Source organism: Trichococcus palustris (assembly GCF_900114465.1).
GTDB lineage: Bacteria > Bacillota > Bacilli > Lactobacillales > Aerococcaceae > Trichococcus > Trichococcus palustris.
In genome coordinates this window covers 65,143-91,822 of the sequence record NZ_FOTD01000011.1, presented here as the reverse complement: position 1 = coordinate 91,822, position 26,680 = coordinate 65,143, and the positions used below count along the sequence as shown (strand labels likewise).

At 45.0% G+C, this 26,680-nt stretch carries 26 protein-coding genes, 1 pseudogene and 1 other annotated feature; of the genes and pseudogenes, 10 read left to right on the top strand and 17 right to left on the bottom strand.

Annotated elements, in window-relative coordinates:
* Position 1: 1 nt before the first annotated feature.
* Positions 2 to 1,456 carry a glycoside hydrolase family 1 protein gene (locus tag BM101_RS08780; protein WP_087033508.1) on the top strand — a complete coding sequence of 485 codons (1,455 nt, stop codon included), beginning with the start codon at positions 2 to 4 and terminating at the stop codon, positions 1,454 to 1,456.
* Positions 1,457 to 1,875: 419 nt separating this feature from the next.
* Positions 1,876 to 2,286, top strand: coding sequence for a CarD family transcriptional regulator (locus tag BM101_RS08770; RefSeq protein ID WP_177194458.1), 411 nt, complete (start codon positions 1,876 to 1,878; stop codon positions 2,284 to 2,286).
* A gap of 177 nt (positions 2,287 to 2,463) precedes the next feature.
* Here BM101_RS08770 and BM101_RS08765 read toward each other — a convergent pair whose 3' ends face one another.
* Positions 2,464 to 3,579, bottom strand: a complete 1,116-nt coding sequence (locus tag BM101_RS08765) for an RNA-guided endonuclease TnpB family protein (RefSeq protein ID WP_087033505.1) — start codon at positions 3,577 to 3,579, stop codon at positions 2,464 to 2,466.
* Positions 3,580 to 3,800: 221 nt separating this feature from the next.
* Here BM101_RS08765 and BM101_RS08760 point away from each other — a divergent pair, with 221 nt between their 5' ends.
* Complete coding sequence (locus tag BM101_RS08760) at positions 3,801 to 4,667, top strand: DMT family transporter (protein ID WP_087033504.1); 867 nt, start codon at positions 3,801 to 3,803, stop codon at positions 4,665 to 4,667.
* Positions 4,668 to 4,797: 130 nt separating this feature from the next.
* On the opposite strand, the gene map is transcribed toward BM101_RS08760, so the two are convergent.
* From map to BM101_RS08745, 3 genes are all read right to left on the bottom strand, one after another.
* Positions 4,798 to 5,541, bottom strand: coding sequence for a type I methionyl aminopeptidase (gene map / locus BM101_RS08755; protein WP_087033503.1), 744 nt, complete (start codon positions 5,539 to 5,541; stop codon positions 4,798 to 4,800).
* A gap of 332 nt (positions 5,542 to 5,873) precedes the next feature.
* The gene (locus BM101_RS08750) at positions 5,874 to 6,725 is read right to left on the bottom strand and encodes an aldo/keto reductase (RefSeq protein WP_087033502.1); all 852 of its coding nucleotides are present in this window, start codon (positions 6,723 to 6,725) and stop codon (positions 5,874 to 5,876) included.
* Between the two features lie 78 nt (positions 6,726 to 6,803).
* Positions 6,804 to 7,226 carry a MerR family transcriptional regulator gene (locus tag BM101_RS08745; protein WP_087033501.1) on the bottom strand — a complete coding sequence of 141 codons (423 nt, stop codon included), beginning with the start codon at positions 7,224 to 7,226 and terminating at the stop codon, positions 6,804 to 6,806.
* A gap of 295 nt (positions 7,227 to 7,521) precedes the next feature.
* On the opposite strand from BM101_RS08745, the gene BM101_RS08740 reads away from it, so the two are divergent.
* Complete coding sequence (locus BM101_RS08740) at positions 7,522 to 8,124, top strand: class I SAM-dependent methyltransferase (protein ID WP_087033500.1); 603 nt, start codon at positions 7,522 to 7,524, stop codon at positions 8,122 to 8,124.
* Positions 8,125 to 8,271: 147 nt separating this feature from the next.
* On the opposite strand, the gene BM101_RS08735 is transcribed toward BM101_RS08740, so the two are convergent.
* Both BM101_RS08735 and BM101_RS08730 read right to left on the bottom strand, forming a co-directional pair.
* Positions 8,272 to 9,657 (bottom strand): PTS transporter subunit EIIC, encoded by a 1,386-nt coding sequence (locus BM101_RS08735; protein WP_087033499.1) that lies wholly within the window; start codon positions 9,655 to 9,657, stop codon positions 8,272 to 8,274.
* Positions 9,654 to 11,021, bottom strand: a complete 1,368-nt coding sequence (locus BM101_RS08730) for a glycoside hydrolase family 32 protein (protein ID WP_245825771.1) — start codon at positions 11,019 to 11,021, stop codon at positions 9,654 to 9,656. The genes BM101_RS08735 and BM101_RS08730 overlap by 4 nt, the downstream gene beginning before the upstream one ends.
* A 149-nt stretch (positions 11,022 to 11,170) precedes the next feature.
* Here BM101_RS08730 and BM101_RS08725 point away from each other — a divergent pair, with 149 nt between their 5' ends.
* Both BM101_RS08725 and BM101_RS08720 read left to right on the top strand, forming a co-directional pair.
* Positions 11,171 to 12,031: an AraC family transcriptional regulator gene (locus BM101_RS08725; protein WP_087033497.1), complete on the top strand. Its 861-nt coding sequence runs from the start codon at positions 11,171 to 11,173 to the stop codon at positions 12,029 to 12,031.
* Positions 12,028 to 14,220, top strand: coding sequence for an alpha-galactosidase (locus BM101_RS08720; protein WP_087033496.1), 2,193 nt, complete (start codon positions 12,028 to 12,030; stop codon positions 14,218 to 14,220). The genes BM101_RS08725 and BM101_RS08720 overlap by 4 nt, the downstream gene beginning before the upstream one ends.
* 147 nt (positions 14,221 to 14,367) lie before the next feature.
* On the opposite strand, the pseudogene BM101_RS08715 reads toward BM101_RS08720, so the two are convergent.
* The 4 genes and pseudogenes from BM101_RS08715 to BM101_RS08705 form a co-directional block, all read right to left on the bottom strand.
* Positions 14,368 to 15,288, bottom strand: a pseudogene (locus BM101_RS08715) (ROK family protein).
* Positions 15,289 to 15,381: 93 nt separating this feature from the next.
* Entirely contained in the window at positions 15,382 to 15,540 is a 159-nt protein-coding gene (locus BM101_RS14120; RefSeq protein ID WP_177194457.1) for a hypothetical protein, read from the bottom strand.
* Positions 15,541 to 15,780: 240 nt separating this feature from the next.
* Positions 15,781 to 16,809 (bottom strand): 3-deoxy-7-phosphoheptulonate synthase, encoded by a 1,029-nt coding sequence (locus BM101_RS08710; RefSeq protein WP_087033495.1) that lies wholly within the window; start codon positions 16,807 to 16,809, stop codon positions 15,781 to 15,783.
* Positions 16,810 to 16,864: 55 nt separating this feature from the next.
* Positions 16,865 to 17,107: a binding site (T-box leader), on the bottom strand.
* Positions 17,108 to 17,194: 87 nt separating this feature from the next.
* Positions 17,195 to 18,571, bottom strand: coding sequence for a 6-phospho-beta-glucosidase (locus tag BM101_RS08705; RefSeq protein ID WP_087033494.1), 1,377 nt, complete (start codon positions 18,569 to 18,571; stop codon positions 17,195 to 17,197).
* Positions 18,572 to 18,838: 267 nt separating this feature from the next.
* On the opposite strand from BM101_RS08705, the gene BM101_RS08700 reads away from it, so the two are divergent.
* Complete coding sequence (locus BM101_RS08700; protein ID WP_087033493.1) at positions 18,839 to 19,723, top strand: MurR/RpiR family transcriptional regulator; 885 nt, start codon at positions 18,839 to 18,841, stop codon at positions 19,721 to 19,723.
* 111 nt (positions 19,724 to 19,834) lie between these two features.
* On the opposite strand, the gene BM101_RS14390 is transcribed toward BM101_RS08700, so the two are convergent.
* The 7 genes from BM101_RS14390 to BM101_RS08675 form a co-directional block, all read right to left on the bottom strand.
* Positions 19,835 to 19,960, bottom strand: coding sequence for a hypothetical protein (locus BM101_RS14390; RefSeq protein WP_256212194.1), 126 nt, complete (start codon positions 19,958 to 19,960; stop codon positions 19,835 to 19,837).
* Between the two features lie 72 nt (positions 19,961 to 20,032).
* Positions 20,033 to 20,197 carry a hypothetical protein gene (locus BM101_RS14115; RefSeq protein WP_177194456.1) on the bottom strand — a complete coding sequence of 55 codons (165 nt, stop codon included), beginning with the start codon at positions 20,195 to 20,197 and terminating at the stop codon, positions 20,033 to 20,035.
* Between the two features lie 297 nt (positions 20,198 to 20,494).
* The gene (locus tag BM101_RS08695) at positions 20,495 to 21,160 is read right to left on the bottom strand and encodes an NAD(P)H-dependent oxidoreductase (RefSeq protein ID WP_087033492.1); all 666 of its coding nucleotides are present in this window, start codon (positions 21,158 to 21,160) and stop codon (positions 20,495 to 20,497) included.
* A gap of 130 nt (positions 21,161 to 21,290) precedes the next feature.
* Positions 21,291 to 21,617: a nucleoside triphosphate pyrophosphohydrolase family protein gene (locus tag BM101_RS08690; RefSeq protein ID WP_087033491.1), complete on the bottom strand. Its 327-nt coding sequence runs from the start codon at positions 21,615 to 21,617 to the stop codon at positions 21,291 to 21,293.
* Positions 21,618 to 21,652: 35 nt separating this feature from the next.
* Positions 21,653 to 21,979 (bottom strand): nucleotide pyrophosphohydrolase, encoded by a 327-nt coding sequence (locus BM101_RS08685; protein WP_245825770.1) that lies wholly within the window; start codon positions 21,977 to 21,979, stop codon positions 21,653 to 21,655.
* 5 nt (positions 21,980 to 21,984) lie between these two features.
* Positions 21,985 to 23,751 carry a DUF2075 domain-containing protein gene (locus BM101_RS08680; protein WP_087033489.1) on the bottom strand — a complete coding sequence of 589 codons (1,767 nt, stop codon included), beginning with the start codon at positions 23,749 to 23,751 and terminating at the stop codon, positions 21,985 to 21,987.
* Between the two features lie 218 nt (positions 23,752 to 23,969).
* Positions 23,970 to 24,470, bottom strand: coding sequence for a hypothetical protein (locus tag BM101_RS08675; protein WP_087033488.1), 501 nt, complete (start codon positions 24,468 to 24,470; stop codon positions 23,970 to 23,972).
* Between the two features lie 216 nt (positions 24,471 to 24,686).
* On the opposite strand from BM101_RS08675, the gene BM101_RS08670 reads away from it, so the two are divergent.
* The 3 genes from BM101_RS08670 (at position 24,687) to BM101_RS08660 (ending at position 26,464) form a co-directional block, all read left to right on the top strand.
* Positions 24,687 to 25,541, top strand: a complete 855-nt coding sequence (locus BM101_RS08670) for an aldo/keto reductase (RefSeq protein WP_087033487.1) — start codon at positions 24,687 to 24,689, stop codon at positions 25,539 to 25,541.
* Positions 25,542 to 25,845: 304 nt separating this feature from the next.
* Positions 25,846 to 26,028: a type II toxin-antitoxin system HicA family toxin gene (locus BM101_RS08665; RefSeq protein ID WP_087033486.1), complete on the top strand. Its 183-nt coding sequence runs from the start codon at positions 25,846 to 25,848 to the stop codon at positions 26,026 to 26,028.
* Between the two features lie 46 nt (positions 26,029 to 26,074).
* Positions 26,075 to 26,464, top strand: coding sequence for a type II toxin-antitoxin system HicB family antitoxin (locus BM101_RS08660; protein WP_087033485.1), 390 nt, complete (start codon positions 26,075 to 26,077; stop codon positions 26,462 to 26,464).
* Positions 26,465 to 26,680 lie beyond the last annotated feature (216 nt).

Below are 26,680 nucleotides of genomic sequence, written 5' to 3'. Positions count from 1 at the left end.
TATGATGCAAGCAAACAAAACTGCTTTTCCGGAGAATTTCTTATGGGGTAGCGCCTCGGCAGCCTACCAAGTGGAGGGCGCCTGGGATGCCGATGGCAAAGGGCCATCGATCTGGGATGAATTCGTGAAAGTGCCCGGCACCACCTACAAAAACACAAACGGTGATGTCGCGGTCGACCATTACCATCATCTGGAGGAGGATGTCCGGCTGATGGCCGAAATGGGCCTGAAGACCTATCGTTTCTCCATCGCCTGGGCACGGATTTTCCCTTCCTCGATGGATGAAGTGAACCAAAAAGGACTGGATTTCTACCACAAGCTGATCGACCTGTGCCTGGAGAACAACATCGAGCCGATGGTGACGATCTACCATTGGGATCTGCCGCTGTTCCTGCAGCAAAAATACCGCGGCTGGGAAAGCCGGGAAGTCATCGCCGACTTCAAGAAATACGCCGTGACGCTGTTCGAGGCTTACGGCAGTAAGGTGAAATATTGGATCACAATCAACGAACAGAACATCTTCACACGGATGGGCTGGATGACAGCGCAGCACCCGCCGAAAATGAGCAGCGAAGAAAAACTTTATTACCAAGTCAACCATAACGTGTTCCTGGCGCATGCCGAAGCCGTGCTCGCCTTCCAGGATCTGGTTCCGGGCGGCATGATCGGTGCGAGCTTCGCCCTGCATCCGAGCTACGCCATCGACTGTAAACCGGAAAATGTCGTAGCCAAAATGGATTACGACGACCTGAAAAACTATTGGTGGATGGACGTCTACGCGCACGGTCGCTATCCGAAAGCGGCCATGAAGTATCTCCAGACAAAAGGCGTAGCCCCTGAATTTGAGCCCGGCGACGCGGAATTGCTGGCGGAAGCGGCTAAACACGTCGACTTCATGGGTGTCAACTATTACCGCAGCGATGTGGTCGAATACAACCCGTTGGACGGAGTCGACAGCAGCGGCGTGTTCAACACGACCGGCGAAAAAGGTTCTATGACTATCCCCGGAGTTCCGGGATTATACAAGAATCCGCTCAATTCTAATCTGCCGACGACCGATTGGGATTGGACCATCGATCCGATCGGCATCCGCATCGGTTGCCGCGACATCACCAGCCGCTACAACCTGCCGATCATCATTTCCGAGAACGGACTCGGTGCTTTCGATACGCTTGAAGAAGACGGCAGCATCCATGATCCGTACCGGATCACCTATCTGGCGGAACACCTCAAAGAAATCAAACTGGCAATCGAAGAAGGCTCGGAAGTGCTCGCCTACTGCACCTGGTCGTTCACCGATTTGCTCAGCTGGCTGAACGGCTACCAAAAACGATACGGCTTCGTCTACGTCGACCAGTACGAAGAAGCCGTCGAACCTTCTTTGAAGCGCTACAAGAAAGACAGCTATTACTGGTACAAAGATATCATCGCCAGCGACGGGGAAACGTTGTTTTGAGCGACCTCCCTTCTGGCCGAAAAAGTCATTGAATAGTGAAGCATTCCCGATGAACAATCTTCATCGGGAATTTTTCTGTATGTTGCCATGAAATAAACGGTGAACCGGGTTTGACCGGGAAATCCATTCTTCTTTTCTTGATAATTGCCGGTGAACTGACTCTCACCGGGAATGCTGCTCATATTTCTTCAAAAAAATCGGTGAACCGCCCCCCGCGGGCAATCCCGATTCCATTGCTTGACGAACAATTTTTTACAGCAAAAACCATATCCGAAAAACTTTTTATGAAATAAACTCTTACGAAAATAATCATAATTTGGTATAATATATATACAACGTGTAGTTTTGACGAACGTAAGTCCTGTTGTCAAAATCTGCGCGCTTTTTTTGTTGCTTTCGGAAAAGATATGGAGGAAAAAATGTACAAAGTGAATGATTTGATAGTTTATGGCAATGAAGGGGTCTGCAGAATTGAAGCGATCGAAGTTATGAATGTCACGGCTGTCGCAGATGATCGTCTATACTATGTTTTGAAGCCACTGTATCGGAACGGAAAAGTATATACACCCGTTGATACGAAAATATTTATGCGCCCCGTCATTTCGACTGACGATGCACAGGAAATTATCGAACAGATTCCATCCATCGAAACGGATATCCTATACAGCAGCGCGAATCTTCTTTCCGAGCATTATGATAAAGCGATGGAGCGGCATGATTGCAAATACCTGATTCAGGTGATCAAAACGGTCTACCTTAAGAATCAGATTGCAGCCACAAAAAATAAAAAGGTCTCCGAGACCGACAGACGTTATGTCAACTACCAATGACTGAAGTCACGGGCTTGCCTCCCGTCGTTACACGACGAGTGCGCTTGTTGCACAAGCGCCTTTTAGGCTTATTCCTGTCCGGCAGTGCGGACGCATCCGGAGATGCTCCTGCCTTTGTGTGACGGAATATTCGGGGGTTCCCCCGCAGGACGGTTGACTTCGCCCTTGCCGCAACGGTCATGCCGGAGCGGCACCGGCACTGATGGCTTCGAGGCCTTTTCGGTGCAGGTTCATCGCGCCAATACGGTCATCGTTGGATGTGTACTGGCAGTTTTTGCAACAAAATGTGTGCGTGCGTTTGTTCCGGTTTTCCTTTTCAACGTGTCCGCATTTCGGACAGGTTTGGGAGGTGTATTTTGGATTCACTACAAGTACGCATTGTCCGTTGAGTTGGGCTTTATACGTCAGCATGGTCCGGAATTGATAGAACGCCCACGAAACAGATACGTATCGGTCTTTTGTCCGGACCTTTTCGGTGGCATTACGGACACCGGTCAAGTCTTCGAGGACAAAACAGGTCCCCTTTGGGAACTGTTCGACGAGTGCCTTGGTGATCTGATGGTTGATGTCAGTCACATAACGGTTTTCTCGCGAACCTGTTTCCTTCATTCTTTTGCGGGCAGAAGCGGTTTGTTTTTGTTGGAGTTGCTTGCGAACGGCTTTTTGTTGGGCGCGTTTGTGCTTGACGGTGCGTCCGCTGTAGAAAATGGTTTTACCCTGGCTATCGTAGGTGGTGGCCAGAAAGTTGATTCCCAGGTCGATGCCGACAATGTTATTGGTGTCTGCCAGATCCAATTCTGCGAATGCCTTTGTCATCGGGATGTGCAGGAACCATTTACCGGATTTGTGCACGAGTTTAGCGGTGCCGAACTTCCAAGTGCCATCAAAGTACCGTTTCATGGCTTTTTTCTCAAACTTGACCCGCAATCTCCCATCCAGCGTATTGACGGAAAATAGATTCTGGTTGAGCGAATAATCGCGGTTCCACACAAGGTCGTATTGGGGCAGTTTGAAGGTCACTAGGTTCCAGTTGTGTCCGTTCGATTTGGCAGACTTGTACCGCGCAAGGACCGTTTTCATCACGGATTGCGCCATCTGGCTTTTCAGCCCGAAGGTATTGCGCAGCTCTTTGTAGTACAAGGTGTTCAAATTACGCTGATTGAGTTCTTTGGTTTCAAAGACTTTCCCGCTCAGCCAATTGCAGGCTTTTCGATAGGCGTTGGAGGTCATCGTGAGACTTTCGGCGTCTGAATGGGAAACATAGATTTGAATTTTGGCAGTGACAGTTGCCATTTCATTTCACCTCTTTTCATTAGAACCATTATACCGTTTTTCAAGTGAAACACCCAAACGAGATATAAACAAAAAGAAAGGAGTTCGGAGAACAAAGAAGACTTTCGGCCTGCTGGGCCGAGCGTTTTCTCCTCCCATGACTGAAGTCGCGGGTCTACGAAAACCAAAATAATGAATTTACAACAGGAGCGAATTGTTTATTCAAGACAGCGAGGGGAAAAATGCAAAAGAAAAAAAAGCACGCTCAAATATATGCTTTTGTTACAGTGCTTCTGTGGGCATCGGCATTCGTATTTACAAAAATCGCGCTAACATACTATACAGCAGAAGCGATAGGCGTTCTTCGTTATGTGATTGCTTCTCTATTGTTTATTTCAATTGGAATTTTCAAAAAAATCGGATTTCCGGAAAAAAGGGATATCCCTAAATTCCTGATAGCTGGCATTTTAGGTTTCACACTATATATGATCACCTTTAACCAAGCGTCTAAATCACTGACAGCAGCAACGGGCAGTGTCGTCATTGCCTCAGCACCTATCCTGACTGCCCTGTCCGCCCGGATTATATTCAAGGAAAAGATCAGGCTCTTGGGATGGATCGCAATTATAGTAGAATTTAGCGGAATTCTGGTTTTGACATTATCGAACGGAAGTATTTCCGTTAATGCAGGCATACTATGGATGTTTGGAGCGGCTATTTGCATCAGCAGCTATAACCTTCTTCAACGTTCTTTACTGAAAAAATATTCTCCTTTGCAATCAACAGCTTACAGCATTTTGGCTGGAACACTATTTCTGCTGTGGTATTTACCGGATGCGGCCGTTCAATTTGGCAATGCCCCTCTTCAGCAGTTGTTGGTGATGGGTTTTATGGGTATATTACCGAGTGCGCTTGCATATATGTTGTGGGCAAAAGCACTGACGATGGCGCAAAAAACAAGCGATGTAACGAATTATATGTTTGTCACCCCATTATTAGCTGCTTTGATGGGTTTTCTCATAATGGGAGAGGTACCTACCTTGGCGACATGTGTAGGCGGGTTCATGATATTTGTAGGATTACTGTTATTCAAAAAATCAAATGCATGATTGCGTGATAGCCGCGAAATCACAGAGAACAAAAAGGTTATGCAAAAAAGCACAAAAATTAATCTGTGCTTTCACTGTTACAAGTAGTTTTCTTTATTCCGCATCGCGCCCTATCGGGGTATTCACGTCCTTACAATGTGGTAATAATCGGTCCTTCCTTCGTGACAATAATCGTATGTTCGTATTGGGCTACCATGCTTTCCTCCGTAAAGAAGGTCCAGTCATCATCTTCAACTTGGAAAACTTCCTCTTCGAATGTGGAAATAAAGGGCTCGAAGGCGATGACCATGCCCTCTTTCAGAATTTCGTCATCCCAGCGCGAGTAGTAATTGAAAATATGGTCTGGTGCTTCGTGAATCGCGCGCCCAACACCGTGTCCGGTAAGATTTTTGATGACAGTCAAACCATGGCGTTTCGCCACGTTGTGCACCGATTTTCCGAGATTGCTTGTTTTTGCGCCCGGTTTTACCTTCGCAAGCCCAGCATCGAACGCTTCTTTGGCAACGTCACAGATTTTCTGCAGCATGATATGGCCCTCCCCGACTACAAAGGAAATGCCAGTATCCGCAAAATACCCGTTTTTGGAACCTGAAACATCAATATTCACAAGGTCCCCTTCTTGAATGATCCGATCCCCCGGAATCCCATGCGCCACTTCTTCATTTACGCTGATGCACGTATACCCAGGAAAATTATATTCCCCTTTTGGTGCAGATTGCGCCCCTGCTTTTTCAAAAAGTTCCTTCGCAATTTCATCGATTTCTTTTGTAGTGATTCCAGGTTTCGTGGATTGGACTAATACATCTCGAATCGCTCCACAAATTCCACCAATTTCTTTTAATCCGTTAAAATCCTCTTCAGTCTTTGCAATCATCTTATATCCTCACTTTTTAAAACATTTTGTATTTATCGTTCCAGTTAGATTCTATCACAAACGGAATGGATTTTTCTTCAACGGCATCGCATGTTTGTGGAATGCCAATTATTCACCTGGATTCCCGCCAAACTGTATGATCAATTGAAAAGAAGGAGAAGTAGAAGGTTTTTCCGTTCGAAAAAAGTGGTGGCAGTTTTCATCAGGGGCTTACCTTACTCTGCGATGCGAAAATGAGCGATGTAGCCGAATAAAAAAACGAAAAGATTGTTATACGGTTAAACCGTTTAAATGATCTTTTCATTTTTAAGGTTCTTTAGGACATCCTACGTTTAAACGCCCATTTTTCTTTCCGCCATCCATTTGATCATGTTAGGATCGGAATGGGAGAAGAATTGGCTTTCGCCTTCGTTCAATGTCGCAATCTGCGCTTTGTCTTCATCCGTCAATGCGAAGTCGAAAACGTCCAGGTTTTCGGCCATGCGTTCCGGCTTGGTTGATTTAGCCAGGACAACGATGTCCTGTTCTACCAGCCAGCGGGTGATGACTTGAGCCACCGATTTATTGTATTTTTTCCCGATCGCGACCAACACTTCATTGTTGAAGATGTCATTTTTTCCTTCAGCAAACGGGGCCCATGCTTCCGGCATGATGCCTTCCGCTTTTAACGCTTCGATATTCTTGACTTGTTGGTTGAATGGGTTGATTTCGATCTGGTTCATCTGTGGAACGACCTTATTGAAAGTAGCCAAATCGACAGCGCGGTCAACGGCGAAGTTGGAAACACCGATTGCGCGCACTTTGCCTTGCTCCTGCAATTCCTCCATCGCTCTCCATGCTCCGTAAACATCACTGAATGGTTGGTGGATCAAGAGCATATCGATGTAATCCAATCCCAGACGTTTGAGCGAGCGTTCGAAAGAGGCTTTCACGCCTTCATAGGAAACATTTTCCACCCAAACTTTGGTGGTCACAAAAAGCTCTTCGCGCGGCACGCCGGAGTTCGCGATGGCGCGTCCGACCGCTTCTTCGTTCATGTAGGATTGCGCCGTATCGATATGACGGTAGCCCGCTTTGATCGCCGCAATGACAGACTGTTCTGCTTCAATTGGATCGGTGATCTGAAAAGTGCCGAAACCTAAAACTGGAATCTCTACACCGTTGTTTAATTTTACTGTTTGCATATCATTTCCTCCAAATGGTTTATTTACTACACTGCTTACTTTAAACTATGGAGCACACTCCATAGCAAGCGTTATTTATTATATTTTGAAATGTTTCATCGTCCAGAGCTCCTCTACCTCGTCGTCCCTCAATTCCCCTGCATTGAATTTGGCAACATGATCATCGAAGGTATCAATTTTATATCGCAAAAGGTCCCTGACCCGATTCATTTCCTCCAGTTTCGTTTCGATTTCTACTAATTGGTCTTCGAGTATCTGTTTTTGCGCTCCCCGCACATTATCCTTCGATTGCGCAAGCGTAGCGAATTCGATCAGCGATTCGATCGATAATCCCGCCTTGCGCAAACTTTTTGCCAAAAAGATCCAATTGAGGTCCTTCTTTGTGTAATTGCGATAACCGTTCTTATCGCGCTGAACCGGCGGAATCACGCCTACCCGTTCGTAATATCTGATCGTATCGATCGGCAGATCAAACAACTGCGCCACTTCTTTGCTGTTCATCTTCTTCCCTTCCTTCCCATTCTTATTCGATACCATCATTATAAACCCTGGAGTGGACTCCATGGCAAATCTCAATTTGGTCACTAAGCAAGAAATTTATCAAAGCGCCTTTCAGAAGAGAGGAAAGCAGAACAACAACACTGCAAAATATGCCCCTACCATCAATAGTTGTCCGTTTTTAAGGGATTCTTCATTTCTGACCGACCTCAAAATAATTGTATAATGATGGCGTAAGCAGTTGCTCTATTTATTTCATGCGAAATGTGGATAGCCATCAAAAGAGGGGAACCGGAAGATGAAGACGTTCGAGGAAAAGTCCAGAGAATACTACAATCGCATAGCCGACAACTTTGACCATTCATTTGACAGCATGGTCACCGATAAGTTCAAAAATTTCTTACTGGAAGATATCGTCATCCATCCAAATGACGCTGTCTTGGATGTCGCCTGCGGTAACGGCACCCTCCTAAAGATGCTTTCCGACAGATGGGAAATCCGGGGCTATGGGATCGATATAGCGGAGAAAATGATTAAGAATGCCAAGAGAAAGTGCCCCGAGATGACCTTCGAAGTGAGTGCCTGTGACCGTTCATCATTACCGAGCCAAACATTTGATGTCATCATCGTCTGCGCTGCCTACCATCATTTCCCGGATGTGAAAGCCTTCGCGCAGGAAGCAAGCCGCTTATTGAAGCCAAACGGCCGGCTCTACATCGCGGATATGTATTTCCCGGTTTTCCGTGTTCTGGCCAATCTGTTGTTGCCTTTTTGGAAGGCGGGAGACGTTAAGCACTACTCGCCAAAGGAAATTCAGGCAAACTTCGAATCATTCGGTTTCGAAAAGGCCGGCTTCAAAAAAAGAGGGCTTATGCAAGTCGTGAAAATGCGGAAGCGATGAATCAAAAAAACTCAAGGAATGGGATTGGTTTAAACTACCAACGCTATTCCTTGAGGTATTATTTTGAAGTTCAAAATCAAGCTAAGACATATGATTCTCTGTAACCACTGCTCTTTATATTTATGCTAAAAAGCTCAGTTATGATTTTTAGAACGTATCATCTTTTTTGTAGCCGAAAAACCAAGTCAGTGCAAATGAGACACTGAACGCTACGAGATTGACAAGAATGTAGAATGGCAATTGATCATTTAAATACAACAATGTTCCAGGGATTCCCGTCAATGCCATTCCAGTTGCGCGCAGCTTCAATAAAGAAGCCAGGAATCCGCCCACACCTCCGCCTATCATCGACATCACAAACGGCCTTACCAGTCGCAAGGTTACTCCGAAAACAGCCGGCTCAGTAATCCCCAATGCTGCCGAAAAGGCTGATGGATAAGCAATCTGTTTTATCTTTGGTGAGGTCGTCTTGATTGCAACGGCCAAGACTGCACCTGCCTGCGCTATATTTCCACAAGTTCCTATCGGATTCAGCATGTTCCAACCGGTTTGGCTTAACATACTAATTTCCAGGAAATTCAGAATATGATGGATACCGAAAATACCAAGCAGTTGTCCAAAGCTTCCGTAAATCAATCCGCCAATTCCAAACGGCAGGTTCAACAAGGATTCCACGATATGAAGAACACTCAACTCAACCCCATGAAATATCGGTCCAATAATGAATAGCGCACAAATCAATCCAAGAAATAACGTTAAAAATGGGGTAATAATCAAGTCCAAAGAATCAGGAATTTTCCGCTTCAATGCACGTTCAATCTTCGAGCCTATGATCCCCGTAACAAATGCCGGCAATACGGATCCTTGATATCCAACGACTTTAATAAAACCGAAAAACACCAGAGGGTCCGCTACTTTTTGTCCGACCTCATAAGCATTTGGCAGTACAGAACTGACCAACATCAACCCAAGTACCATCCCCAATATGGGGGTTCCGCCAAATATTTTAAACGTCGACCAAGCCACCAATGCAGGCAGGAAAGCGAAGGCTGTATCCGTCAAAATTTGGGTGAACAATAGGAATTGCTGCGGAATATCGCTAGGGCTTAAGCCCACAAGTCCCAAGATTGCTTCTTGTGTCACCAATCCTCTTAGCCCCATAAACAATCCTGTGGCTACCAATACAGGGATGATTGGGACAAAGACATCACCAAAAATCCGGATCGCGCCTTGGAAAGTCATTTTTTGATCTTTTTGCGAATCGGTGGACGCCTGACTTCCAGGATTCTCCACTAAAGGCGCAAATTCATCGTAAACCTTATTCACAAGCCCTGTCCCTAGAATGATCTGATATTGCCCAGAATTATAGAAACTACCCTTGATTTTTTCCAGGGATTCAATCCCTGCTACATCGATTTCATCTTTATTGTTCGTTATGATGCGAAGTCTCGTTGCGCAATGCGCGACCGACTTCACATTTTTGTTTCCCCCAACAAGTTCCAATATTTTTTCTGCAAGTTCTTTGTTATTCATTCGACTTCCTCCTTATACGAATAATAATCAATTGAGCCATTTTCTTGTAAGCCACTGTAAAAAATTTCACGCTTTTCTTCTGCGCAAAAGTAACGCATGGAGAATACTTTTTCACCTTTATTCATAAAAATTTCCATAGCTGACGCATCGTTGAATATTTGAATTTCAAATAAATTCGGAATGTGCAGCTCCTTTATTTCTCGTTGGCCTGAAACCCAATTCAGACGACTTATAACCAATTTGGATTTGCCATCAAATTGGATGACAGTATTCCCATTATTCATGGATATTTCAAATGGGGTCGTTTGATTGACGAGTTGTATATCCAATTCATAAGCTCCACTGTCAGAAAGTAACTTAGCGTTGGCTTTGGTTAACGTAATTCTCTTCTTCCTCAGACTCTTCAATTCTTCTAACGGTCGTTGATAAAGGCGACTGTTTTCCCAAAATAATTCTCTTGGGATTGTAAGACAATGCAGGTAATTGAAAGCTGTTGTTGGACAATCCTTTTCCTCTGCTTCATCCATCCGGGACATCCACCCGACCAGAATTCTTCTGTTTTTTTCATCAGTAAAAGACTGCGGAGCGTAAAAATCAAACCCTTCATCAATCAACATAATATCGCTCTCCGGACGAAAACACTTGTTATTTTTTTCAAAAGCTCCAACAAGGTAGCCTGCATAGCTGGAAATGTTCTCGTTCCCGTTTAATAGCGAAGTTCTTTTCTGGGGGCAAACCACCAGAATTTCAGCATCGCCCAATTGAAAGTAATCTGGACATTCGCACATTTGATCTAACGTTTGCGCCGAATAGAAGACCCCTTCATATTTCCAGTCTTCCAAATCAGTTGAACTGAATAAATTGATGGCACCAACTTGATCAATTGTTTGCGCCCCTACAATCATCCACCAAATTCCGTTCGATTGCCATACTTTTGGGTCCCTGTGATGTTCTGTAAAACCACTTGGCGTTTCAATTACCTTTTCGCTCTTGATGAATGTATAGCCATTTGAGGAATAGGCCATTCTTTGATACGTTTTGCGAATTCCGCTGTTCTTGGTGTTGCCAGTATAAAAAAGATACATCTTGTTGTCATGTTCAATGGCGCTTCCGGAATAAGCACCGTCGCTGTCTTCTTTGCTGTCAGGCAGTACTGCTGATCCTAAATGATCCCAATGGTTCAAATCGGACGAAGTAAATGCCCCCCATTCCTTGTAGCCATGATCCAGACTAAACCGATTCCATTGATGGAAAAAATAATATCTCCCTTGAAATTGAATTAGCCCATTCGGATCGTTCAAGAGCCCACAATCAGGTTCCAGATGAAACAAATTCCGATATGGATTTTCCTTAATAATAATCACTCCCCCCTTCAAATTAACAAACCGAATCAATGCGCTTTCATTCGTTCTTGTTAGACACATAATAACAGAGCTTGCCTCGAATAGAATATGGGAAAAATACAGAGGTATATGGAAAATTCTAACATCAAGATAGCCAATGAACAGGATATATGTATAATGAAACCATGAATAAAAACATAAGAGAGTACACCGATAAGTTCACAGATTTTTCGAAAAAGAGCATCTCGGACTTCATTCTTTACAACAGTGGGATTGAATATTGTGAAGCTGGGTACAGCTACGGGCCAAAGCGCAGAGATTATCACTTTATTCATTTTGTTAAGGAGGGCAAAGGCTCACTGGAAATCAATGATAAAAAGTTTGAGGTTCATGAGAATCAGCTCTTTATTGTCCCTGCAGGCGAAATTTCGACCTATACCGCCGCTATGGATTCACCGTGGAAATATTCCTGGATCGGATTTCTGGGTATCCAATCGCATAATTATGTCCAAATGCTTATGCAGTCAAGTGAAGAGCATTTTGTTTTGGACTGCGCGAATGCCGAATTGTATGAAACTAAAATAATGAAAATCATCGAAATGTCCAACGATGACAGCACCGCTTCCTTCTTAAAGATCAATGGGGTTATGTATGACATCATCGGAACCCTGCTTGAAGAGTGCGTCAAACATTCCAACACGACCTACTCCTCATCTGTTTCAGCGAAAGCAGTGAGATATATGGATTTACATTATCATGACGATATCCATATTTCTGATATCGCTGACTTTGCAGGCATTCATCCGAGCTATTTGGCGGGAATCTTCAAGTCCGAAATGGGGATAAGCCCCAAAAAATACCTGACAAATTTAAAAATCAACAAAGCGAAAGAGTTGCTGATAGCGACGGAAGATCCGATTAACATCATCGGCAGCTCTGTCGGTTTCAGCGATGCCCTTTCTTTCTCAAAATTCTTCAGAAAAGAAACAAGCCTGTCACCATCCCAATATCGAAAGGATTACAAAAAATGAACAGACAAATGATTGTATACGATGAGCAAAGACAGATTTTTCATCTTATGAACGACAACATAAGCTATGTCTTTGAGGTTATTGAGGATACTTATTTGGCGCATCGTCACTGGGGAAAAAGGATTGAATCCTATTCGCTTTCGAATAAACCGACATTAAAAAAACGGACATTTGCAGCCATGAATATCCCCGAGCGTCCTGAATTCTCCCTTGAGTACGTGCCTCTGGAAGTGAGCTTCCCCAACCAAGGGGATTATCGTGAAGCTTCCGTCCAGATAAGAATGGGCAATGGCTATACCGTCAGCCGCTTCTCCTATGAGAAATTTGAAATTTCAGACGGGACACCTGAATTCACTGCGTTTCCTCATGCACGGGACTTGCCAGAATCAAATTCTCAGACACTGACTATCCATATGGTCGACCCTATTTCAAGCATCCGCTTGTTGCTGTTTTATACGATTTTTGAAGATGCAGACGTAATCATCCGTTCAAGTAAAATCATTAACGAGAGCAATGCCAGTGTGCTGATTGAAAAGCTGTTCAGTGCCTCCGTTGATATGCGTTACGATGGTCACTTGTGCACCACTTTTTACGGAACACATCAACGAGAATTCCAATTGAACCGTCAGTCCATCAGCCATGGGAAGTTTTCCATCGGCAGCAGCCGAGGCGCGAGCGGCCCTCAGTATCCACCCTATCTATCGATTTCTAAGGATGCTACAGAATTTTCCGGTGACGTACACGCAATGACATTGATTTATAGCGGAAACCATCTGAGTAATCTCGAAAGGGATCAGTACAATCATTTGCGTTTACAGATCGGGTTGAACCCTGATACGTTCACATGGCAACTTGGTCCTGGCGAATCCTTCCAAAGCCCCCAAGCTGCGTTAAGTTATAGTGACAAAGGATATAATGGAAATTCGAACGTGTTTCATCGGTTTTTCAATAATCATTTGATCCCCCAAAGCTGGGTAAACAAATCACGTCCCATTCTGGTGAACAGCTGGGAAATGAGTTATTTCAACGTTTCAGAAAAAATAATGATAGATCTTATCGATTCTGCGAAGGAACTGGGCTTCGAGGCTGTCGTACTGGATGATGGGTGGTTCGGGGAACGGAACAGCAGCAAGACTTCTCTTGGCGACTGGGAAATAGATGCAAATAAATTCCCGAACGGCATCAAGCCCTTAGTTGATTATGCGAAGGAACGGGACCTGCAATTCGGCATTTGGTTCGAACCGGAAATGATCTCTCCTAACAGTGCTCTGATGCAGAACCATCCGGATTGGGTCATGCGGACCGCGGAATATGAACCTCTTCTAGGGAGGAGCCAGTACATTCTGGACCTTACGAATGAAGAAGTCCAAGAATTCATTATTGAACTTCTTACTCGAAGCATCACAGATTATGGTGTCAGTTATATCAAATGGGATATGAACCGCCATATAACGGAACCTGCTTCGACCTTGTTGAATCAATCTCATGCGAATGAGTACTCACACCGCTACATGATGGGGCTTTACAGAATACTCAATACGATAACGACACTTTTCCCTGAAGTCCTTTTTGAGAATTGTTCAAGCGGCGGCGGGAGATTGGATCCGGGAATGTTGTACTTCATGCCTCAAACTTGGGCTAGTGACAACACCGATGGATTGGACAGACAGAGGATTCAATACGGTGCTTCCTATCTGTTTCCGCCTTATTCTTTGACAGGGCACGTTTCGTCAATACCCAATCATCAAACAGGACGCATGACAGATTTTGAAACGAGAAAGCATCTCGCTTCTTCTACGAATATGGGATATGAGATGGATATCATTCAACTGAGCAACCACGAGAAGGATATCATCAAAGCTCACGTTGCACGATATAAGGAAGATCGAGATTTCTTGATGGAAAGTGAATTTTATCGATTGGAATCACCCTTTGACACCAATCACTGCACCTGGATGTTTACTGATAAAGCGAGGAATAAAATCATCGTTTATCTCTTCCGCAATACATTTGACATATCAGAGTTATCTTTACTGATTAAGATCCCATTTATTGACTTGAAAGCAGATTATGTTGAGATCAATAGCCAGATGCAGTATTCTGGCTCAGAACTTGCTAATTGCGGTATTGCATTGGAGAACCCGAAAGGAGATTATATATCCGTAAGATTAGATTTTGAAAAGTGTTAAGCTTTCAAAACTAAAATGACATCGCCTTAGCAAGAAGCACAATAAAAACAATAACCACATCAATCGATGCCAAAGACGAAAATAACCTCCACCGAGATGCTGCTCGGTGGAGGTTATTTTGATTGTTACTTTAATGTACAACATTCCTTACCCATTCACGACCAGCTCTTCATCCACGTTCAGCAACAACTGATACAACGCCCCCAACAGGTTCGCATCATTCAGGAAGCGGCAGCTATCGATTTCTACTTCCGTCAATGTGTCCGCCACGAAAGGAAGCCCTGCGCGGATGGCGCGGTATTGTGTCCGGATTTCTTCCGTCACGATCGCTTGGGCACTAATTCCGCCGCCAATCACGATCTTCTCGAGGTCAAGGATGGCTTGGATGTTGCAGATCATATAGGCGATTTCTCTGGCGTATGCCTCGAAAATCGGGTAGACGATCGGATCCTTTTGATTGATCGCCTCAAATGCCGCAGCTCCGTCCGTCAGGTCCTCCGTCCCCAGTTCCTGGTTCACCTTTTTGACAAACCCGACCGCTGATCCTGTCCTACCGTACATATCATCAAAGGAGACTTTGTCTGACTGCTTCATCATGAAGCTCAGTTCCCCGGCTTGAAAATGCTTGCCCTGATAGAGCTTGCCGTCAAGGATCAAACCGCCTCCGATGCCGGTTCCGAGCACAAGCGCCAGGCCGTTCTCGATGCCCTTCAGGTTGCCGAGCCATAATTCGGACAAGGCAGCCGCTTTGCCGTCATTAACGACAGAAATGGGCACCTGAAATTTAGGATAGAATTCGTCGATGAAAGAAACACCATCCAGGAAAGGCAGCGCTCCGCCAAAGGAAATGGTGCCTGTTTCCGTATTCACTTTTCCCGGGCAACAAAAGGCGATTCCGCGAATATCATCCTTAACAAGCTCAATTTCCCGTTCGAGTACAGCAATGAACTCCCCGTATTCATGCGGTGTCCGCACCTATTTTTTGGACTGGATCTCTCCGGAATGGTCGATCAGAGCCAATTTGATGTTCGTGCCGCCGATATCGATGCTTAAGTAGTTTTTCTTCATGCCAGTACCGCCTTCGCTCATTTATTGAATGCATCCGCTCTTCAAAACAAAAAATCAGAGATCGGCGAGTAATCCGCCTCACCCTGAACACTATTATTGTTCCAATTTTCGTTCATCTAATTCTTTGATAATATTATCATATTCTCTGTACAATTTATAGAGGTAGATGAAAATTAGCGAAACCGCTGTCAGTGCCAATGGTACATAGATGTAGACCGCATTGACTGCGCTGATCGCACTGCTTGCTTGCACGGCTGGGGAGCAGTCCTCTCGCCGGAGGAGAACATCCAAGAAAGATGATCACCTCCGATCACAGTGGCTTCGCCGGAGTACAGTCACCCGCAATGTAGCCACCTCCAGCTAGCATTCCCTCGTCGGAGGTGGCTAACGGTCACAGCTTTCTTCTCCGGGGGTGCCCCCCTTTACCAGAGGAAACAATCCTCACCACAACACAAAAAGGCCAGGATTTCTCCTGGCCCCACATTTATGCTCTTATGCGTTTTCTGCGATGAAATTAACCAATTCTTCTGTATCTTCCCAGCCTAGGCATGGGTCGGTGATGGATTGTCCAAAGACTGTTCCGTCGTCTTCTTGACGGCCGCCTACCAAGTAGCTCTCGATCATGAAGCCGCGCGCCAATTTCTTGATGTCTTGGTTCCAAGAACGGTTGAACATCGTTTCTTTGACGATGCGGATCTGTTCCATGTGTTTTTTGCCGGAGTTGTCGTGGTTTGTGTCGATGACGATGAACGGGTTTTTGTAGTCCCCATCTGCGTATCCTTTCACCACTTTGACAAGGTCTTCGTAGTGGTAGTTCGGGATGTTATCGCCGTACTCGTTCGTTCCGCCGCGCAATACGACGTGGGCCAACGGGTTGGAGCTAGACTGCACTTCGACGCCGTTATGGATGAATTTTTGTTTTTGTTGGGCAGCGTAGACCGAATTGAACAACACTTTCAGGTTGCCGCTGGTCGGGTTTTTCATTCCGGCTGGGTGATCGATTCCGCTGGCAACGAAACGGTGCTGTTGGTCTTCAACGGAGCGCGCGCCGATTGCATGGTAGCTGACAAGGTCATCAACAAAATCCAGATTTTCCGGGTACAGCATTTCGTCCGCTGTCGTCAAGCCTGTTTCCGTGATGACACGGTTGTGCAAGCTGCGCACAGCAGCGATTCCTTGGATCAAGTTGCTCTTGCCGGTAGGATCTTGTTTATGCAACAAGCCTTTGTAGCCGTCGCCGGTCGTACGCGGTTTGTTTGTGTAGATACGAGGGACCATGAATACTTTGTCTTTGACTTTTTCTTGCAACTTCGCCAAACGACGCACATATTCCATTACTGCTTCCTCATCATGTGCTGAACAAGGTCCGATGATCAACAGGATGCGATCGTCCTTGCCTTCGATGATGTCGTGCAACTCTTGGTCGCGGGCTGCCTTCATTGCTGCTTGCTCAGGTGTCAGTTTGGATAATTCTTTGACTAATTCGAAATCGATTTTTTCACTCAATGCTTTGAAACTCATATTAATCCCTCCATTTTCTTCAACAAAAAAAGCTTCGCCCATTCCAATTGTTATTGGAAAGGACGAAGCCTTATAGACTCGTGTTACCACCTTTGTTCATAGACCACTCGCGTAGATCTACCTCGACAGGTACATTATAATACCCTAGCGGAATAACGAACGCTATCACCCGTCGCAGCCTACTTGATTTCAGTGCGAAGTTCAAAGACGAATTCGGCTATCTTGCATGAGTGCCTCTCATCAACCGGCACCTTTCTGAACAGCTTGATAACTTACTACCTCTTATCATTACTTTTTTTATTCTTTCTCAGAATATACTCATTTTTCACGGAAATGTCAAATGTTTTTTGAAAAAAGTAATGGATTAGGCATAAGCCTTACTTCATTAGTCCAGATTTTTTGCGATTTCATCCTGAACAGTGACGCCTTCAGCTTCCAAGCGTGCGATTGTTTCAGCGAATTGCGGCAAGTGTTTTTTGTGCGCGATGAATAATTCGTCCATGATTTTTTTCGCAGTTTCGCCTGAACGGATCAGCGGGTTGATCGTGAATGCTTGTAAAGCTGTGCCGTAGTCGCCTGTTACAGCAGCTTCTATCGTCAACAATTCCATGGCTTTCATCACTTGCAACCAGCCTTTTTCAGCAGTCGGCAATTCGCCGAAGGCAACGTTTCTTGCGCCTTGTGCGCCAACGTAAGCTGTGACTTCAACTACGCAGTCAGCTGGCAGGTCCGGAACGGCGCCATCATTTTTGGTCGATACGACGATTTGCGTGTTTTTGTTGCCGTAGATGGCAGCGATTGTCTCGCAGGCAGCGTCGGAGTAGTAAGCTCCCCCACGTTTTTGTAATTGCTCCGGTTTATGATCCAAGTTCGGATCTTTGTACAATTCGAACAATTCCGCTTCAGTCTCTTTAACTTGTTGGGCTCTTGTCCCTACTGTATTGTACTCTTCCAGACCGTGATTCAGCATTTCTTCTTCACGGTAGTAGTAACGGTGGTAACCGCAAGGGATCATGCCCATTTGTTCCAATTGTTCTCTGTAGAATGGAATGTCATAGATATTTTTTGGTAAGCCTGCATCTTTGTCGAACATGGCATCGATCACTTTATAAGTGATGTCATGGCCTTTTGTATCCGCAACTTTATGCCAGTGGAAGTGGTTCAAGCCGGCAAATTTGTAGATCAGGTCGTCCTTCTCAACGCCCAATGCTTTCGGCTCAGTCATTGTCGCCATTACAGGAACGTTACATAAGCCCATTACTCTGTCCCATTTACCGTAGCGGATGATCGCTTCTGTTACCATGCCGCTCGGGTTGGTGAAGTTGACCAACCAAGCATCTGGACATAATTTTTTCATGTCTTCAACGATTTCCAAAATGATAGGGATTGTACGGAATGCTTTGAACATACCGCCGGCACCATTGGTTTCTTGACCCAACATGCCGTAGTAGAACGGGATACGCTCATCTTTGACACGGGCATTCAGTAACCCGACACGGAATTGTGTCGTTACGAAGTCAGCATCTTTTAAGGCTTCTTTGCGATCTAATGTCAAATGGATTTTCACGTCATAAGGGGATGCATCCCACATACGTTGTGCCATTGCGCCAACGATTTCTAATTTTTCTTTCCCTGCTTCGATATCCACTAACCAGATTTCGCGGATAGGCAGCTCATCATAACGTTTGATGAAACCTTCCATTAATTCAGGTGTGTAGCTGCTTCCTCCGCCGATTGTTACAATTTTAACGCCTTTAGTCATTTATATATTCCTCCTCGTTTCGTTTACAAGGTAATTATCCATCATGTAAATTCCGATAGCAATAGACTACCCTACACTTCAAATCCTTTTTACAAAATTCGGGCAAAATCCGCCCAAAAATTGAAAAACTTTTCGCTTTTTGCCCTTTTTCGAGCAAAATATCGTTTACATTCCATTTACATTAAATTATAATTTTTGTAAATAGAAGAAAAGCGATTCAGGGCATGACTGAAGCGCTGGATATTAAGAAAAGGAGGTGCGCCACCTATGTTAATACGCGAAAAAATGGAAACCATCAAGTTTTCGCCGGCTGAAAAGGAGGTCGTGGACTACCTGTTGCGCTATCCGGAAGTGTTGGACCAAAAGACGATGCAGGAAATCGCTGCTGAAACGTATACGCAGCCATCCACGCTGATCCGCATCGCCAAAAAATTGGGCTTTGACGGATGGGTCGAATGCAAAAAAGCCTACCAGGAAGAGCACGACTATCTGACCCGCAACTTCGTCAACATCGATGCAAACCTGCCTTTCGAGGCGAGCGACTCCATCATGACGATCAGCAATAAGATGGCCTCGCTCGGACAATCGACGATCGAGGATACGCTCTCGCTCATCCACCACGATACGCTGCAGCAGGCGAAACAGATGCTGCTGAAGGCAAAGCATATCCAAATCTTTGCCAACAACGCCAATATGCTCATCCCGCAGGATTTTGCCCTGAAGATGAACCGGATCAAGCACCACACTGCCGTCTCCACCATCAAAGGGGAAGACGTCTACACAGCCTACACCTGTCCCGAAGGCACCTGCGCCATTTTGATTTCCTACACCGGCGAAAGCTATGCTATGAAGCAGATAGCAAATATATTGAAATCTGAAGGCATCCCGACGATTGGGATCACGAGCATCGGGGACAATTACCTTTCGCGTGTGGTGGACTGCTATCTGCCGATCACGACGCGCGAAAAACTGTATTCCAAGATCGGCAACTTCACGATCAACCTTTCGATCATCTACCTGCTGGACGTCTTGTATGCGGTCGTATTTGCCGAAAATTATGAGAAGAACCTGTCCCATTTGATCCGCATAGGCAAAATAGCGGACAAAAGGAAAACCAGCTCCGACATCATGCAGGAGGATAACGGCGTGTAAGGCCTACGTATTCTTCTATAATAATGAAAAAACAGCCGGATAAACGTCATCGACGTCTCCGGCTGTTTCAATTCAGTATTCAACTAACGCACTGCTCCAGTACAGAAATCACTAAGTTCCTTCTTGCATCTCATCAGCAACAGATGATCCTTTTATCTCTACAGTAGCACCGTCTAATTGGTTGGCAGCAGTGGCCCCACCCGGCAAAAGATGATCAGTTGATTCCTTTTGTACCATGACTACAGCATCTTCTTTCCAGATTTTATTGTATATAGCCGTTAAGCTAATCTTCCGAGTAATTAATCGTTGTTAATTTGATTCACAACCGTACATGCTTTCCATTTTTTCAGTCAATTCATCTGATAATACGTTGCTCACAAAAGCACCATAGTAGTTTTTCTTCAGTTCCATTTCAACTTTTAAATGTTCGCATTCCTGCAAAGTCATATCGTTCGTATTTAAATAATTTTTCATATCATTTCCTCCTTGTAAAAAAACTTATGTAAAGGGGTGACTAGCCGTAGTACCACCAATAGGCAAACTGGCTGATGAGATGTACTTACTTTATACAATGATATGGACTTCAAGTCAAGGATAACGCATTGTCAACATTGTTGCATTTGTTTCTTATTTCGATTCATACCACAAAAAAGCAGGAAGATTACCCTCTGTTGATAGGATTGTCTTTCTGCTGTTTTTTTTATTATTTGCTCGCTTATTTATTCTGAAAAAAACGCCAGTCATTTCAACTCTCGCTAATTCAACAATGTTTCAGTCGATTACTTCGAGAATCTCGGACAGATCCTGTCTCTTTTTCGGCGTGATTGGTTCATTGCGATAACCCAATCCGAGCATGTAGGAAACACCGAACTGATTCAGATCGACCAGCCCTTTCTCCGCCAAGAAAGCTTCGACTTTGGCTTTATTGAAGCCTTCAATCGGGCAACTGTCGATTCCCAACAGAGCGGCGGTGGTCATCATGTTGGCCATCGCGATATAGGTCTGCTTGGAAGCCCAATCGTACAAGGTGCGCTCGTCCGTCAATTGCTGATTGTTCTTCTGGAAGTTGTCGAAATACTGGCTACGCGGTGAATCGATTGCAAAATCCACTCCGAGCACATCCTCAACAATGTGTCTGACATGATCACTTTCGATGGTCACATTTTTCCTAGCCAACGCGATGACGAAATGGCTAGCACCGTTTAGGCTGTTGACGGCACCCTTTGCGATTCCCTTCAATCCTTCTTTGATTTCCTCGTTGTTGATCAACAGGAATTTCCAAGGTTCATAGCCGAAAGAACTCGGCGATAAACGCGCGGATTCAATGATCGTTTCCCAATCCTCCTCAGAAATCTTTTTCGCCGGATCAAAAGATTTAGTTGCATAGCGGTTTTGGAAGGCTTCCATGATTTGTGCTCTTAATTCAGGTGTCGACATAAATATATCTCCTCACTTTACTCAATTTATTTGGATTTGAAAATGATGCGGATTATTTCTATGAAAAATGAAAACATTGTAAGCACGATGGATTTCCTACATGTTTAAGACACTTTTCAGGATATAACACTTAAAGCTTGAACTGCTTCTCTGTTGTGCTCAAGAAAGCATCCAGTGCATCCTCGCTGTTGATGCCCATCCGGTCAGCCAGCACCATCAGCCACCACATGCATTCCCCGATCTTGTGCTCCAAACCGGCTTCGTTGGACTCACCTACCGGCCAATGTCCCTGCTGCGCCATTGTCAAACGCCCCACAAGCCCCGCATCGGTCAGAAACGCCAACGCATCCTCTTCCACTGACCATTCACTGCCATGGTGCTTTGTTTCCAATATATGGTAGTGTTCCCGGATTTTTTTGGATCTTTCAGCTGCTTCTTTAATTGTTAAATTGTCCATTTTGTACTCCCTTATCTTCATAATTCGGGCTATCATTACAGCTTCGTATACTTCTCTTTGTTCCCACGACTCTTATCCACCGGGTACTTGATGTTGTTCTTCTCCAGCTTTGCCTCGATGATTTCATCGATATCCAAGTCCAGATTGCTTGCCAGCATGTGGGAATAGATCAGCACATCGGCGAGCTCCTCCTTGATCCGTTCGATGCTGGTCTCCCTGACTTCTTCCGGGGATTTCCATTGGAAGAGCTCCAGCAGTTCCGCGGCCTCCAACGAGATCGAGATGGCAAGGTCCTTCTCGTTATGGAATTGGCGCCAGTCGCGGTCATCCCGGAATTTATTGATTTTGTCCATAGTGTTCATGTGGTTCATCCCTTTCTGGCATCCAGTAATGCTCTTCGTAGTTCTTCATCCACCGCATAGATGTACAAGCCGTTGACGCCCCTGGTCAGAAGCACGTTCAGCTCGTTCTTCAGCAGCGTATCGGAAAAATATTCCTTGCTGCCGTCCTTCAGGCTTCTCTTTTGGGTGGCCTTCTTATTTTTGCTCGCTTGTCGGTCAAAGATGACTTTGCCGTTCCGGTATTTTACGGACGGGCCGATGATGACGCCCGCATAGTTCAGATCGAACCCTTGGACCGTAAAGGTGGAACCGACTTCGTCAACGGTCTGCTCTTGTTCTGCCCACGAAAGGTGTCTGTTTTTGATTGACTGCACCTTCGAAGCGACAGGTAATTGCAGATTCCATGGCAATTTCCAGTCACCTACCCGAACGTACCAATAGTCCTCTTCTTCAGGTTTACGCTTGTCGACGTAATCCCAATCGAATGTTGCCGTCAGTCTGGAAATGCCCGAATCCTGACTCTCCGCTTTTGCTTTGATGGCTGCATGCAGGTCTTCCGGGCTGTCGAATATCTGGATATCGTAGTTTTTTGAATCAGCTGGGATTTCCCCGATTTCCTGCTCATCGATCAGGGAGCGGATCCAATTCACTGTTGCTTTATCGGAATTGATGCGCATCTGGTTCGACAGATACATCAAATTGTGATTCAACTGGGCTTCATGCTGAAGACTCATCAGTTCCTCGTATTCCCAATACTGCTGCGTTGAAAGCACCTGGTTTTGGTCGAACACTGCTACAACCACCTTGGCGCGTTCCAACAAATCTTGTAGTTGATTCTTTCCTCGATAGGACTGTTTCCCTTGCGTCCAAAGCAGATGCGCCTCATCGACGATCACGACATCCACTTTATCCTCAGGTCCGTGATTATTGATGAAAGGGGTGGGTTTGGAAACGAGGTCTGGTTGTTTTTTGCTGTAGATGCCCAATTTGGTCGCAATCTGCTGATAGACCTTCAGCTGCTGCTCGTGGTTCACCAAGAGAAAATTCTTGGTATCCTTGAAGATCAGATTATCCGGATCCTCCTTGGATAATTGGTTCAATTCATAAAACAGACTGCTCATCAGGACTGTTTTCCCGGAACCCGCTTCGCCCGTCACAAGGATCAGCTGTCCTGTTTTCCCGGTCGTCAGAGCTTGCATGATGCGTAGAGTGATGAAGTCCTTCGTGCGGACCTGTTCCTCAGTCAGCTTATGGAAAGGCGAAGCCTTGAATAGAGCAGAATCCCTGATGATCTGCTCCACCGGGAACAAATCTTTATTTTTCTTCCGCAACCCTCTCCAGACCAAAGAGAAGATCTTATCCAGCTCCTGCGAGGTGTAATAGTCATTCTGCTGATTGGTCCGGCGGTTGTAGATGGCCTCGATATTTTCAATGCTGGACATGTACAGCATCAGCCTGTTTTCGATATCCAATGTCAAAGATTTGTTGAAATGGTCATGCCCGATCACATACATCTTAGATGAATCCGAAATGGCCAGGTTCTCCCAATCGGTCCTCGATTTCGGATCGACCGTCAGATGCTGCATGGTCCTCTTCTTGATGTCGGACGTTTCCCCGATGTAAACCGAAAACTGTTTCTCTTTGTTCTTGTCATTCACGATATAGACCGTTGGATAATGCAAAAGGTATTTCGCATCCTTTCCGACATGTTCTTGGACGTTCGAATCAAAATTCTTGATGCCCTCACTGCTGTAATCCAGCTCATAGATTATTGGGCCGGAAATGTCTCCCATACCAGCACCTCCTTTATATTGTTATGTTATAACTATCATACAATTTAATAGAAATCTTTACTAGATATTTTTATAGAGAGAAACGATGAAGGAGGAATTTCTATTTACTTTTCGACATCAATATTCTGTTCATGTTACTATAGTGGTTTACAGTGGAAATAAATGATATACGAAAAACAAGCACAAACGTTTATTAGGCGTTTGTGCTTGTTCGGAATTCAGATATTCAAATTAGGGACGTTGTTTCTGAATTGTGAGCTATTGTCCACCCGGATTTTATCTTCAAGTCCGCGGATCAGACGTCCTTCGCGGTCATAGACATGGCTTCGGGCTTTCTTGATGTCCGCCATCGCAAGGATGAGCCTGTCGCGTAGCGGTTCGGCCAATTCGTCGAACAGGAAGGATTCTTTGTTCAGATTGTATTTCGCACGCAGCGATTCCACTTCTCCGGCTTTCTTTACTCGGTAACTTCGTTTGGGCAAGGCACCTTCGATTGTGCGCTTCTCTATCCGATAGACATAGTTGTTGTCGTCGTATTCGATTTCCAAGGCTCCGCTGTTAGTGCGGTTATACTGTACATTCCGATGATTTTCCTTATGCAGTTCCCACCAGGCTTTGATTCCCGCAATCGCCTCTTCTTCACTTTTGTAGCTGCCGTGTTCCTTCCGAATGTTGCCGATCCGATTCTGCCAATAGTTGGTATACACTGTTTGAGTCATATAATCCGCCCTTTCGAGAATGTTGTAATCGCTATCATTGTATGTGTAAAACGAAAAATTTGCAAGGGATGTATCTCGAACAAATTACCCTATTCGTTTCATATTTTTTTAATAGAGTCAAAAAAGTTTAAAAAAATGGTACTTCATGATTGACTTGGAGTGCACTCCATAGTTTACAGTAGGCTTGTACAATATAATAATTGGAGGGAAATGACTATGGAACAAACGTATATCACATTGAACGACGGGAACAAAATTCCGCAATTCGGCTTAGGTGTCTTCATGATTCCGGGGGACGAAAAAACCAAGGAAGCTTGTTTGGAAGCTTTCAAGTTAGGCTATCGCCATATCGATACCGCGCATGCTTATCAAAACGAACGCGGTGTTGGACAAGCCGTTAAAGAAAGCGGCATTCCCAGAGAAGAAATCTGGATCACGACGAAACTTTGGCCAAGCGAATACGGCGAAGGCAAGACAGAAAAAGCCATCGACAAAATGTTGGAGCGTTTGGGAACGGATTACCTCGACCTCCTCCTGTTGCATCAGCAATTCGGCGATTACCTGGGTGCTTGGAAGGATATGGAAAAAGCAGTCGCTCAAGGCAAAGTGAAGAGCATTGGCTTGAGCAACTTCGAATCCGAGCGTCTGGAAGAAGTACTCGCTGTCGCAACGATCAGTCCATCCGTTCTGCAGGTTGAATGCCATCCTTACTATCAACAAAACGATCTGAAGAAACGGATTGCACCCTATCACACGGTCATCGAAAGCTGGTATCCGCTGGGACATGGGGATGCGGCCTTGGTCGAAGAACCCGTTTTCACAAAATTGGCAGAAAAATACGGGAAAACGAATGCTCAGATCATCCTGCGCTGGCACATCCAGGAAGGCACGATTGTTTTTCCGAAATCATCAAATCCGGTGCACATCAAAGAGAACATCGACATTTTCGATTTCGAATTGACGGAGGAAGAAATGAACGAAATCCGTCAACTGGACAAGGGTTTCCGTTACTACACACGGACGCTTGAGGAACAAGAAGCAGCTCTCGGCCAATTTGTACCTGCAGATTAAGAGAAAAAGGATTTAGATGGAAGCAAATTGAAACCCCACCAGATATGCTGTTTTGTAAGCATTTCTGGTGGGGTTTCGTTTTTGTATCTTGATACGATAGTCCCGTTGATTCTGTTCTTTGGAACTTAGCTTCATGTCTGATTAGGTTGTTATCCAATCCCCCTATTTTGCGTTGCCATCAGTTCCTTAATGTATTTGACCCATCCGCGCATCAAATTTCAATGAACTTCGTATATTCATGATAGGTTCTATTTGACACTAACTAAAGTACGTATTATATTACGTATTAAGAAAGAGGCTTGTTATGGACTCAAGGGAATTGATTTCGATGATCATGAATGACGGTTGGGTACTTATTAAATTCAGAGGCAGTCATCACCAATTCAGACACCCAGAAAAGCCTGGACGCGTGACGGTTCCTCATCCGAAGAGGGATTTACCTAAAGGGACAGTGCACAGCATTCTTAAGCAAGCGGGATTGAAATAGCCCCTCGCTTTCTAAGTTGATTCAATAATAGAAAGGAAGTATCCTGATGGTTCTGTATTATGCAATTTTCAATCCCGAGGGTACGCAGTTCAACGTGTCATTCCCGGACTTACCCGAGTTGTTCACTAGCGGCAATGATATGGCGGATGCCCTCCACATGGCAAAAGATGCTTTGGAAGGATATCTGCTCTGGCTCGAAGATGAAAAAGAAGCATTTCCTCCCGCATCTGACTATGATGCTATCCCATTAGTAAAAGGAGACCTGTTGATCCCGATCGAAGCAAATCTAGAAGTGGCGAGGCTCAAAGAAAACACAAAGATGATCAAGAAAACTTTGACGATTCCGAATTACGTCAATGCACTCGCGGAAAAAGAAGGCATCAATTTTTCCCAAACATTGACGGAAGTGTTGAAGGAGAAGCTGCGGATACATTAAGTCATCGTACTGTCCTTATAAATCAGTCCTGGTCGGAGTACCGCCTCTGTTCATTCTGCTAATTTCCGATGAAACGGCTCTCGTCGGAATTTCAGTCGGTTTAGGTTCGGGTTACTCCGGTGAAGCTGTTCTCACCGAAGATTCAGCCCTATTAGTTTTGATATTCTCCGATGAAGCGGCCTTCGCCGGAAATCAAGTTGCACGCTCGAAGCAAAA

Bases quoted from the DNA above. Each gene is read 5' to 3' on its own strand.
- BM101_RS08740 (WP_087033500.1), top strand. From the start codon at position 7,522: ATGAAGACGTTCGAGGAAAAGTCCAGAGAATACTACAATCGCATAGCC.
- BM101_RS08720 (WP_087033496.1), top strand. From the start codon at position 12,028: ATGAACAGACAAATGATTGTATACGATGAGCAAAGACAGATTTTTCAT.
- BM101_RS08735 (WP_087033499.1), bottom strand. From the start codon at position 9,657: ATGAATAACAAAGAACTTGCAGAAAAAATATTGGAACTTGTTGGGGGA.
- BM101_RS14390 (WP_256212194.1), bottom strand. From the start codon at position 19,960: ATGGTACAAAAGGAATCAACTGATCATCTTTTGCCGGGTGGGGCCACT.
- BM101_RS08770 (WP_177194458.1), top strand. From the start codon at position 1,876: ATGTACAAAGTGAATGATTTGATAGTTTATGGCAATGAAGGGGTCTGC.
- BM101_RS08750 (WP_087033502.1), bottom strand. From the start codon at position 6,725: ATGCAAACAGTAAAATTAAACAACGGTGTAGAGATTCCAGTTTTAGGT.
- BM101_RS08695 (WP_087033492.1), bottom strand. From the start codon at position 21,160: ATGTCGACACCTGAATTAAGAGCACAAATCATGGAAGCCTTCCAAAAC.
- map (WP_087033503.1), bottom strand. From the start codon at position 5,541: ATGATTGCAAAGACTGAAGAGGATTTTAACGGATTAAAAGAAATTGGT.
- BM101_RS08660 (WP_087033485.1), top strand. From the start codon at position 26,075: ATGGTTCTGTATTATGCAATTTTCAATCCCGAGGGTACGCAGTTCAAC.
- BM101_RS08675 (WP_087033488.1), bottom strand. From the start codon at position 24,470: ATGACTCAAACAGTGTATACCAACTATTGGCAGAATCGGATCGGCAAC.
- BM101_RS08780 (WP_087033508.1), top strand. From the start codon at position 2: ATGATGCAAGCAAACAAAACTGCTTTTCCGGAGAATTTCTTATGGGGT.
- BM101_RS08760 (WP_087033504.1), top strand. From the start codon at position 3,801: ATGCAAAAGAAAAAAAAGCACGCTCAAATATATGCTTTTGTTACAGTG.
- BM101_RS08680 (WP_087033489.1), bottom strand. From the start codon at position 23,751: ATGGGAGACATTTCCGGCCCAATAATCTATGAGCTGGATTACAGCAGT.
- BM101_RS08690 (WP_087033491.1), bottom strand. From the start codon at position 21,617: ATGGACAATTTAACAATTAAAGAAGCAGCTGAAAGATCCAAAAAAATC.
- BM101_RS08685 (WP_245825770.1), bottom strand. From the start codon at position 21,979: ATGAACACTATGGACAAAATCAATAAATTCCGGGATGACCGCGACTGG.
- BM101_RS08710 (WP_087033495.1), bottom strand. From the start codon at position 16,809: ATGAGTTTCAAAGCATTGAGTGAAAAAATCGATTTCGAATTAGTCAAA.
- BM101_RS08670 (WP_087033487.1), top strand. From the start codon at position 24,687: ATGGAACAAACGTATATCACATTGAACGACGGGAACAAAATTCCGCAA.
- BM101_RS08725 (WP_087033497.1), top strand. From the start codon at position 11,171: ATGTATAATGAAACCATGAATAAAAACATAAGAGAGTACACCGATAAG.
- BM101_RS08765 (WP_087033505.1), bottom strand. From the start codon at position 3,579: ATGGCAACTGTCACTGCCAAAATTCAAATCTATGTTTCCCATTCAGAC.
- BM101_RS08745 (WP_087033501.1), bottom strand. From the start codon at position 7,226: ATGAACAGCAAAGAAGTGGCGCAGTTGTTTGATCTGCCGATCGATACG.
- BM101_RS08665 (WP_087033486.1), top strand. From the start codon at position 25,846: ATGGACTCAAGGGAATTGATTTCGATGATCATGAATGACGGTTGGGTA.
- BM101_RS08700 (WP_087033493.1), top strand. From the start codon at position 18,839: ATGTTAATACGCGAAAAAATGGAAACCATCAAGTTTTCGCCGGCTGAA.
- BM101_RS08705 (WP_087033494.1), bottom strand. From the start codon at position 18,571: ATGACTAAAGGCGTTAAAATTGTAACAATCGGCGGAGGAAGCAGCTAC.
- BM101_RS14115 (WP_177194456.1), bottom strand. From the start codon at position 20,197: ATGAAAAATTATTTAAATACGAACGATATGACTTTGCAGGAATGCGAA.